Below are 2,217 nucleotides of genomic sequence, written 5' to 3'. Positions count from 1 at the left end.
TATTACAAATATCCAACATGTATAGAAAAATACTATACTTTAACTTGGCATTATTTATATTTTCTATACATAAAAAGGTTGCTTTTATTTCATGTACAGTTTTAATTGTATTATCAATATGTTTTTCGTAGATTTTAATGGTGGAGATGATCGCTTTGGATATAATATAAACTGTAGAAATAACCTTTTAAAGAAATTAAATAATCAAAAGATCCTTTCTCAATTACAACTCCGCCTTTCATAACAATAATTTCATCATAATTTATTAGAATATTTTTTATAAGTTTATGAGTTACAACAATTAACGTTAAATCATCTAGTGCAAGTAAAGAACTTTCTAAGTTATAAGCTGTTTCATTATCAAGAGCTGATGTAGATTCATCCAGTATAAGTACTTTAGTATCATTTATAAGGGATCTAGCTATTGCAATTCTTTGCTTTTCTCCACCAGATAACTTATTACCATTTTCACCAACTAAAGAATTTATTCCATTTGGTAATCTACTTATAAGCCCCGAAATACCTGCTCTTTCACAAGTTTTTAAAACTGTCTCATCACTATGATTAGAGAATAATTTTATATTTTCTTTTATAGATTCATCAAACATAAACACATTTTGCTGTATCATAGACATATTTTTGTATAAATCAGAACTATATATAGACTTTAAATCATTATCATCTATACTTATGCTTCCATCATAATCATTGTAATATCTCATAAGTAACTTTATTAAAGTACTCTTTCCGCATCCACTTTCTCCAACTATAGCATACTTCTTATTTTTCTCAAAAGTTAAGTTTACATTACCTAATGCTTTTCGTTCATCATTATAAGCAAAACTTAAATCTTTAACTTCAATAGCTTTTTCAAAATTTTTAAGTCTAACTTCCTCAAAATCATCATTAGATACCTCTAATATATTTTCAATTTTATTAGCTATAAGAGAAACTGATTTAATTTGATTAATTAAAGATATACTAGTCTTCACTGGTGCCACTATATGCGTACTAAGTTGTATTATTATTATTGCAGTACCTACCGATATATTACCCTTGTACATTAAGTATCCACCTAATATTAATACCCCTAGGTAAATAGTTACACTAAAAGATAATGAAAAACCTCTTACTATTGACTCTAATATAGAACATTTTCTCTTTGATGCTTCTACTCTATTAGAACTATTTCTAAAAATATTATTTATCTTATTACTTATGTTAAATCCTTTAATCACCTCAAACCCCGAGAATAAATCTTTAGTTACAGACGTTATTTCTTCTAGATTTGTAGAATAATTATTTTTTTGTATTACCAACTTTTTAGAAAGCGCATTAGGTATTATAAATCCTAATATTCCAAATACACATATAACTATTACTATAAGTGGACTTATAGTAAATAATACTACTAAAGATATCACAAAGGATAATAGAGATGATATGACTTGAAATATATTATTTAAAAAGCTATCTTCTATTAATTTAATATCATTATACAATATGGATATGTATCTACCACTATTATCTAGTGAAAAATCTTTTATATCTTTGTCCATTATTTTAGAAAATATATCTGTCCTTAAATAATTTATAGTATTTTTTACATAATTAGACATAACTAATCCATCTATGTACTCTACTAAGAACATTATGAATATAAGTGAAATAGTCATAATTAATATAGGTAAGAACTTATCTTCTTGTCCACTTGCAAATGTATCTATTATAAACCCCATCATAAAATCGAAGCATATGCTTGCTAGTGCTACTAAGGAAACTGTTACTATTCTAGCTATAAATTGTACCTTATATTTTAGTACATACTTCCACAACATCTTCATTGTCTAAATCCCCTCCCGTTGTAACTATTAATTTTTTCGTCTTTATATAATAATCTTTTATTATACTATAATTATATATAAACTAGTCATTTTTTTTAAATACGCACATCTTGCTTAGTTGGGGAAATGAATGCAACCTTGTATGTTATGTCCATTATCTATTAAACTAATTTAAAAAAGAGATTAAACATACATTGCTTAATCTCTTTCTTTATTTGAATTTATATAATTTTAATCATTTTCATCTAACCATTTAGTTAGAACTTCTATATATTTATCATTTTCTTCAACAAACGGCATGTGTCTTGAATATTCAAATAGTTCCCATTTGCTATTAGAAATTCTGTCATACATAGTTTTTGCAATATATGGT

At 25.5% G+C, this 2,217-nt stretch carries 2 protein-coding genes; both read right to left on the bottom strand.

Annotated features, from left to right (window positions below; translation table 11 throughout):
* Nucleotides 1-134: 134 nt before the first annotated feature.
* Nucleotides 135-1,844, bottom strand: a complete 1,710-nt coding sequence (locus tag VLM92_RS08270; protein ID WP_325275866.1) for an ABC transporter ATP-binding protein — start codon at nt 1,842-1,844, stop codon at nt 135-137.
* A 231-nt stretch (nt 1,845-2,075) separates the two neighbouring features.
* On the bottom strand, nt 2,076-2,217 hold a 142-nt coding region (locus VLM92_RS17340), incomplete at its 5' end, for an alpha/beta fold hydrolase (protein ID WP_414708150.1).

The sequence above is a fragment of the Romboutsia sp. genome, assembly GCF_035470145.1.
In the GTDB taxonomy this organism is placed as follows: Bacteria; Bacillota; Clostridia; order Peptostreptococcales; family Peptostreptococcaceae; genus Romboutsia_D.
This window is presented reverse-complemented; position numbering and strand designations above follow the sequence as displayed.

What these genes read in the sequence shown, in the direction of transcription:
- VLM92_RS08270 (WP_325275866.1), bottom strand. Translation starts at nt 1,844, where the DNA reads ATGAAGATGTTGTGGAAGTATGTACTAAAATATAAGGTACAATTTATA.